Annotated in this window: 6 protein-coding genes; 1 reads left to right on the forward strand and 5 read right to left on the reverse strand. The window is 71.4% G+C overall.

All coding sequences use genetic code 11. The annotated features are described in order from the left end of the window. Nucleotides 1–86: 86 nt before the first annotated feature. From ACFRMN_RS17755 to ACFRMN_RS17775, 5 genes are all read right to left on the reverse strand, one after another. Nucleotides 87–1028, reverse strand: a complete 942-nt coding sequence (locus ACFRMN_RS17755) for an ROK family glucokinase (RefSeq protein WP_030355398.1) — start codon at nucleotides 1026–1028, stop codon at nucleotides 87–89. A gap of 102 nt (nucleotides 1029–1130) precedes the next feature. Continuing rightward, nucleotides 1131–1601, reverse strand: coding sequence for a DUF5304 domain-containing protein (locus ACFRMN_RS17760; RefSeq protein WP_383020099.1), 471 nt, complete (start codon nucleotides 1599–1601; stop codon nucleotides 1131–1133). 89 nt (nucleotides 1602–1690) lie between these two features. Continuing rightward, nucleotides 1691–2872: an ArsA family ATPase gene (locus ACFRMN_RS17765; RefSeq protein WP_383020102.1), complete on the reverse strand. Its 1182-nt coding sequence runs from the start codon at nucleotides 2870–2872 to the stop codon at nucleotides 1691–1693. 5 nt (nucleotides 2873–2877) lie between these two features. Beyond that, nucleotides 2878–3321, reverse strand: coding sequence for an SRPBCC family protein (locus ACFRMN_RS17770; RefSeq protein ID WP_383020105.1), 444 nt, complete (start codon nucleotides 3319–3321; stop codon nucleotides 2878–2880). Between the two features lie 74 nt (nucleotides 3322–3395). Beyond that, complete coding sequence (locus ACFRMN_RS17775; RefSeq protein ID WP_383020143.1) at nucleotides 3396–4163, reverse strand: metallophosphoesterase; 768 nt, start codon at nucleotides 4161–4163, stop codon at nucleotides 3396–3398. A gap of 296 nt (nucleotides 4164–4459) precedes the next feature. Between ACFRMN_RS17775 and ACFRMN_RS17780 the strand changes: the two genes are divergently transcribed. Continuing rightward, the gene (locus ACFRMN_RS17780) at nucleotides 4460–6256 is read left to right on the forward strand and encodes an AMP-dependent synthetase/ligase (protein WP_383020108.1); all 1797 of its coding nucleotides are present in this window, start codon (nucleotides 4460–4462) and stop codon (nucleotides 6254–6256) included. Nucleotides 6257–6447: the final 191 nt, after the last annotated feature.

The following is a 6447-nucleotide window of genomic DNA, read 5'->3' on the forward strand; positions in this document are numbered from 1 at the left end:
CCGACACCACCGGCCCCGGACATGACGGCGCCCGCCGCACCGATGACATGGTGACGGCGGGCGCGATCGCGCCGGGTCGGCCCGGGTCAGCCCTGTCGGGCCAGGTCCGCGGCTCCCACGAGCCCCGCCTCGCCGCCCAGTTGGGCCGCGAGCACCTGGGCGTGCGGGCGCCACTCGCCACCGATCAGCCAGCGCCGGAAGGACTTGCGGATCGGGTCGAGGACCAACTCGCCCTCGTCCGACACCCCGCCGCCGACGATGAACGCGGACGGGTCGAAGAGCGAGGCCAGATCGGCGAGACCGGCACCCGCCCAACGGGCCAGCTCACGGAAGGAGTCGATGGCGACGGGGTCACCGGCACGGGCCGCCGCGCTGATGTGCCTGCCCTCGATACCCTCCGGGGTGCCGTCGCCGAGACCGAGCAGCGTCCCGGCGTTCTCCGGCGTCGCGTTGGCGCGCTGCCTGGCGTACCGGACGAGAGCACGCCCTGACGCGTACTGCTCCCAGCAGCCCTGGCTGCCGCAACCGCACAGCAGCCCGTCGGGCACGACCCGGATGTGCCCGAACTCGGCGGCCACACCGAAGCGTCCGCGGCGCAGCTTGTTGCCGATGATGATGCCGCCGCCGAGCCCCGTGCCGAGCGTGATGCAGATGACGTCGTCATGGCCCTGCCCGGCGCCGAACCTGTACTCGCCCCAGGCGGCGGCGTTGGCGTCGTTCTCCACGACGACCGGCAGTCCGACCCGCTGCTCGACCTTGTCCTTGAGCGGTTCGTGACGCCAGTTGATGTTCGGCGCGAAGAGGACGGTCGCGCGCTTGTCGTCCACATAGCCGGCGGCACCGATGCCGACGGCCTCGATCTGGTGCCCCTCGCCGGCACCGGAGACCGCGGCGCAGATCGCGTCCACGATGCCTTCGGCGGTCGGCGGAGTGGGTACCTTGTGCGTTTCCAGGATGGTGCCCTCTTCGTCGACCACGCCGGCCGCGATCTTTGTGCCGCCGATGTCGACGCCGATGGTGAGTCCCATGTGTCCCTCAGTTTTCGGTCGAGCCCCGCTAGGGCCAACCGTACCCGAGGGCGGGCACAGGACCGGCCGGTCCTGCCCCGGCCACCGCTGTCGCCCGGCCGGTCAGTCCAGGTCGATCCGGCCGTCCGGACCAGGTCCTTCGTCCCTCGGGTCGGTGGGATCGCCGGCCTTCTCCGTCTCCCGTACGGGACCGGTCGACGGAGGCGTCTCCTGGGTCCAGCGGGCTTCCTGGGACTCGACGGCGGAGCGGTACGCGGCGAGCAGTTCATTGCCCGCGGCGGCGAGATGGTCGAAGACTCCGGGGTTGCGCTCGATGACCGGCTCGACGGCCGCCTTGGCCTGGTTGATGAACTGCTGAACGGCGCCCTGCGCGGCCATGCCGAACAGCGGGCCGGGCAGCGCGGAGACCTTGTCGGCGACGGCGTCGACCAGCTTGCGCAGTTCCTCGGTGGCGGAGCCCGGCTGCGGTCCGTAGGTGGCGCGGCGGCGCTCCTTCTCGGCCTCCAGGTCCTCGGCGCATGCCGTGGCCCAGGCGTCCGAGTCGGCGGCGGGGCGCTCGGTGGCATCGCTCATGCGGTACTCCTGCGTCAGAGACAGGGTCTTCCGCCACGGGCGGCGGAAGGGCTCGTACCTTCGACGGTACCCGAACGCCGGTACGTCGTTCAGTGTGCGCGCGGCCACAATGCGGGGTCGGGGATGAATCTGACCCGCAGCACGCCGTCCGTGAGGGCCGCGCCGGTGACGGTGCAGCGGCGCAGCGCGGACGGCAGCGGAACGATTCGGCGGAACGGGCCGACGGTGAGCAGGAGTTCATCGTCCCTGCGTACCAGCGCGAGTTCGCTCTTGACCGCTCCGGGCAGTGGCAGGCACCAGACGAGCAGATTCTCCTCGGCGAGCCGGTCCTCGACCGGCCAGGGGTCCTCGACGGGGCCGGCCGGCTCCCGCGGCGGGAGGCTGTCGAGGAGGGCGAGGTCGTCGGGCCCGCGCGGGTCCCGGCCCAGATGACCCACCGCGTGGACGGGCGTCCCGGGCGGCCATTCCTCCTGCCACTCGTCCAGGCACTTGCGCTGCTGGGCGACGAGCGTCGCGAGCCAGGGGTCGGCGGCGTCGCCGGGCAGTATCCGGTTGGGTACGAGCGCGTCGACGCGCAGTCCGTACAGCGCGATCGCGGCGCGGGCGGCGCGCAGGGCCTCGGCCGCCGCGGGCCCCGGCTCGGCGACCAGCCGCAGGGTCGTGGCGGGGTCCTCGATGAGCGACTGGACGGCGGCCAGCTCGGCGTCCCAGCGCGCGGCCGTCTCGTACAGCCACTGCGCGGGCATGGGTATCCCGGCGAGCTGGGCCATCACCGGGCGCAGCGCGCGGGCGGCCTGCCGCTCCTGGGGCAGCAGACGGCGCAGATAGCGGCGCAGTTGCTCGGGCAGGGCGAGCAGGTCGAGGGCGTCGCGCAGCGGCGGGAGGTCGACGACGAGGACGTCCCAGTCGCCGGCCGCGGCCCGGCGCAGGGCGTGCAGCAGGGCGGACTGTTCGCTGCCCGGCAGCTCGGTGAGTTCCTCACCGGCCAGCTTGCGGGCGCCGAGCAGTTCGAGCGCGGTGGCGGCCCGCTCCTGGAAGGCGAGCGTTTCCGTACGGAAGTGCGCGCCGGAGTCGACGCGCGCGGCCCACAGGCCGTCCCGTACCGGAGCGGGGTCGTCCGGCGAGCCGGCCGGCGTTCCGAGGAGATCGCCGAGCGGGTCGGCGCAGAGCAGCAGGACACGTCCGCCGGGCCGGGCGGCGGCGAGCGCGGTGGCGGCGGCGATGGTCGTACGGCCCGCCCCGCCGGGGCCGGTGACGAGGACCGTACGCATCGGCGTCAGGCTCCGGGGACGGATTCGACGCGCTTCTTGAGGCCCGCGAGGGCCCGGTCGATGATGACCTTCTCGGCCTTGCGCTTGATCATGCCGAGCATCGGGATCTTGACGTCGACGGTCAGCCGGTAGGTGACCTCGGTGCCGGAGCCTGTCGGCGCCAGCAGGTACGAGCCGTCGAGAGCGCGCAGCATCTGGGACTTCACCAGCGTCCAGCTGACCTCGTTGTCGCCGGTCCAGGTGTAGGCGAGGGTGTGGTCGTCCTTGATCGCTCCGGCGTCCAGCACCAGCCTGACCTGCTCGGCGCGGCCCCGGCTGTCGGTGGCCAGCACCTCGGCCTCCTTCACCTCGCCGGTCCACTCGGGGTAGCGGTCGAAGTCGGCGATCACGCCCATGACGTCGGCCGGTGCCGCCTTGATCGTGATGCTCGAACTGGTGTGTTCCGCCATCGCCGTGCTCCTCCGGTGCTGGGGCTGTCCCGGCTTCTGGATATCTGTGGTGCAGGCTATCGCGAGTGCGCCGGTCACCATTCCATGGCCCACGGCCGCCCTGTCGACGCGAAGTGCCCCACGTTCACGCACTCCGTGGCACCGACACGCATCCGGCGGGCCAGCGGCTGATGGACATGCCCGAACAGGGAGTACCGCGGCCTCGTACGGCGGATGGCGTCCAGCAGCGCGGTGCTGCCGCGCTCGAAGCGGCGGGCGACCGTGTCATACGTCAGCTCGGGCACGTCCGGCGGAATGTGCGAGCAGAGGACATCCACCTCGCCGAGCGCCTCGACCTTGGCCGCGTACTCCTCGTCGGAGATCTCGTACGGGGTGTTCATGGGGGTACGCAGTCCGCCGCCGACGAAGCCGAAGACCCGGCCGCCCAGTTCCACCCGCTCGCCGTCCAGCAGGGTGGTGCCGGGCCGCGCGTACTCCGGCCAGAGGCCCGGGATGTCGACATTGCCGTAGGTCGCGTACGTCGGGGTGGGGAACGCCGCGAACAGCTCGGCGTACTGGCGCCGCACGCCCTGCTCGATCGCGGTCTTCGGATCGAGCCCGAGCCCGGCCCACAGCTCCCGGCCGAACTCCCGTGCCTCGTCGAAGCGGCGCGCGGTGCGCAGCGCCACGATCCGGTCGGCGTTCTCGACACCGAAGAGGTCGGGGAAGATACCGCGCGAATGGTCCGCGTAGTCCAGGAAGAGGACGAGGTCACCGAGACAGATCAGGGCGTCGGCGCCGTCACCCGCCGTCGCGAGATCCCGCCCGTTCCCATGGACATCACTGATCACATTGACTCGCATGCCGCGCATGACGATCACCCTAGGACTCTGATTCCGGCCTCGGTAGAGGGTCCGGACCTGCGGTTCCTTCCGTGGTGACCGCGGTGTCGTAGGGGGTGGACTACCCTGCGCGAAGTACCGCACAGCATGTGTGACGCACGGAACATCTGGCCGGGACCCTCTATCGGTATGTCAGTACCGATGGGTAACGTCCGGGCAGTCCAGTCGTGCTCGCCCCACCGAGCACCCGCCCGATCTTGGACCGCGGCCGGCGCGCACAAAGCCGTGGCGCCGGCGCCCGATGAGGAGCAGCAGTCTTGCGCGAGTTCAGCCTTCCGGCCCTGTACGAGGTCCCGACGGACGGCAACCTGACGGATCTCATCCGCCGCAATGCCGCGCAGCACCCCGATGTCGCGGTCCTCGGCCGCAAGGTGGCCGGCGCCTGGACGGACGTCACCGCCACCCAGTTCCTCGCCGAGGTACGGGCCGCCGCCAAGGGCCTGATCGCGGCGGGCATCCAGCCCGGCGACCGGGTCGCGCTGATGTCCCGTACCCGCTTCGAATGGGTACAGCTCGACTTCGCGATCTGGAGCGCCGGCGGGGTCACCGTCCCGGTGTACGAGACCAGCTCGGCCGAGCAGGTGCGGTGGATCCTCGGCGACTCGGGCGCGGTCGCGGCGATCGTGGAGAGCCCGGAGCACACCGCCAAGGTGGAATCGGTACGGGACGGCCTCCCCGGCCTGCGGAACGTCTGGCAGATCGACGACGGCGCGGTCGCGGAACTCACCGCCGCCGGCGCCGGGATCACGGACGCGGCGGTCGACGAGCGCGCCGCGACCGCGAAGGCCGACGACCCGGCGACCATCGTCTACACCTCGGGCACCACCGGCCGCCCGAAGGGCTGTGTGCTGACGCACCGCAGCTTCTTCGCGGAGTGCGGCAACGCGGTGGAACGCCTCAAACCCCTCTTCCGCACGGGCGAGTGCTCCGTGCTGCTCTTCCTCCCCGCCGCGCATGTCTTCGGCCGTCTCGTCGAGGTGGCGGCCGTGATGGCACCGATCAAGCTCGGCTGCCTGCCGGACATCAAGAACCTCACCGACGATCTGGCGACCTTCCGGCCGACACTGATCCTCGGAGTCCCGCGCGTCTTCGAGAAGGTCTACAACTCCGCCCGCGCCAAGGCCCAGGCCGACGGCAAGGGCCGGATCTTCGACAAGGCCGCGCACACGGCGATCGCGTACAGCCGCGCGCTGTCCACCCCCCGGGGCCCGTCCCTCGGCCTGAGGATCCGGCACAAGATCTTCGACAAGCTCGTCTACGGCAAACTCCGCGCCGTCCTCGGCGGACGCGGCGAGTACGCGATCTCGGGCGGCGCCCCGCTGGGCGAGCGGCTCGGCCACTTCTACCGGGGCATCGGCTTCACGGTGCTGGAGGGCTACGGCCTCACCGAATCCTGCGCGGCCACCGCCTTCAACCCGTGGGACCGGCAGAAGATCGGCACGGTCGGCCAGCCCCTGCCGGGCTCGGTCGTCCGGATCGCCGACGACGGCGAGGTCCTGCTCCACGGCGAGCACCTGTTCACGGGCTACTGGAACAACCCCGAGGCGACCGCGGAGGCCCTTGCCGACGGCTGGTTCCACACCGGCGACATCGGCACGCTCGACGAGGACGGCTATCTCGCGATCACCGGCCGCAAGAAGGAGATCCTGGTCACCGCCGGAGGCAAGAACGTCGCCCCGGCCGTGATCGAGGACCGCATCAGGGCGCACGCGCTGATCGCGGAATGCATGGTCGTCGGCGACGGCCGCCCGTTCGTGGGCGCGCTGATCACCCTGGACGAGGAGTTCCTGACCCGCTGGGCCAAGGACCACGGCAAACCGTCCGACGCGACGGCGGCGACGCTCCGCCTGGACCCGGAGCTGCTGGCGGAGGTGCAGCGGGCGGTGGACGAGGGGAACGCGGCGGTGTCGAAGGCGGAGTCGGTACGGAAGTTCCGGGTACTGACGCGGCAGTTCACGGAGGAGGCGGGGCACATCACGCCGTCCCTGAAGCTGAAGCGCAACGTAGTGGCCAAGGACTTCGCCAACGAAATCGAAGCGATTTATCAGAGCTAGGGGGGGTCGCTTCGGCTGGGGCCGGTTTCCGGGTGCGGGTCCGGTTTTCTGTGGCCGGGGCCGGTTTTCGGGTGCGGGTCCGCGTGGGTGCCGGGTGCCGGGGCCTGCGGAGGTCCGTGTCCGGACTGCTTTCCTCACCGCGCTTCGCGCGTGCTGCGACGCTTTACGTCCGGACACGCACCTCCTCCGAC

It is taken from the genome of Streptomyces sp. NPDC056835 (assembly GCF_042789485.1).
GTDB lineage: Bacteria > Actinomycetota > Actinomycetes > Streptomycetales > Streptomycetaceae > Streptomyces.

Coding starts and splice junctions, on each gene's coding strand:
- ACFRMN_RS17760 (WP_383020099.1), bottom strand. CDS start 1,601: ATGAGCGATGCCACCGAGCGCCCCGCCGCCGACTCGGACGCCTGGGCC.
- ACFRMN_RS17755 (WP_030355398.1), bottom strand. CDS start 1,028: ATGGGACTCACCATCGGCGTCGACATCGGCGGCACAAAGATCGCGGCC.
- ACFRMN_RS17770 (WP_383020105.1), bottom strand. CDS start 3,321: ATGGCGGAACACACCAGTTCGAGCATCACGATCAAGGCGGCACCGGCC.
- ACFRMN_RS17775 (WP_383020143.1), bottom strand. CDS start 4,163: ATGCGAGTCAATGTGATCAGTGATGTCCATGGGAACGGGCGGGATCTC.
- ACFRMN_RS17765 (WP_383020102.1), bottom strand. CDS start 2,872: ATGCGTACGGTCCTCGTCACCGGCCCCGGCGGGGCGGGCCGTACGACC.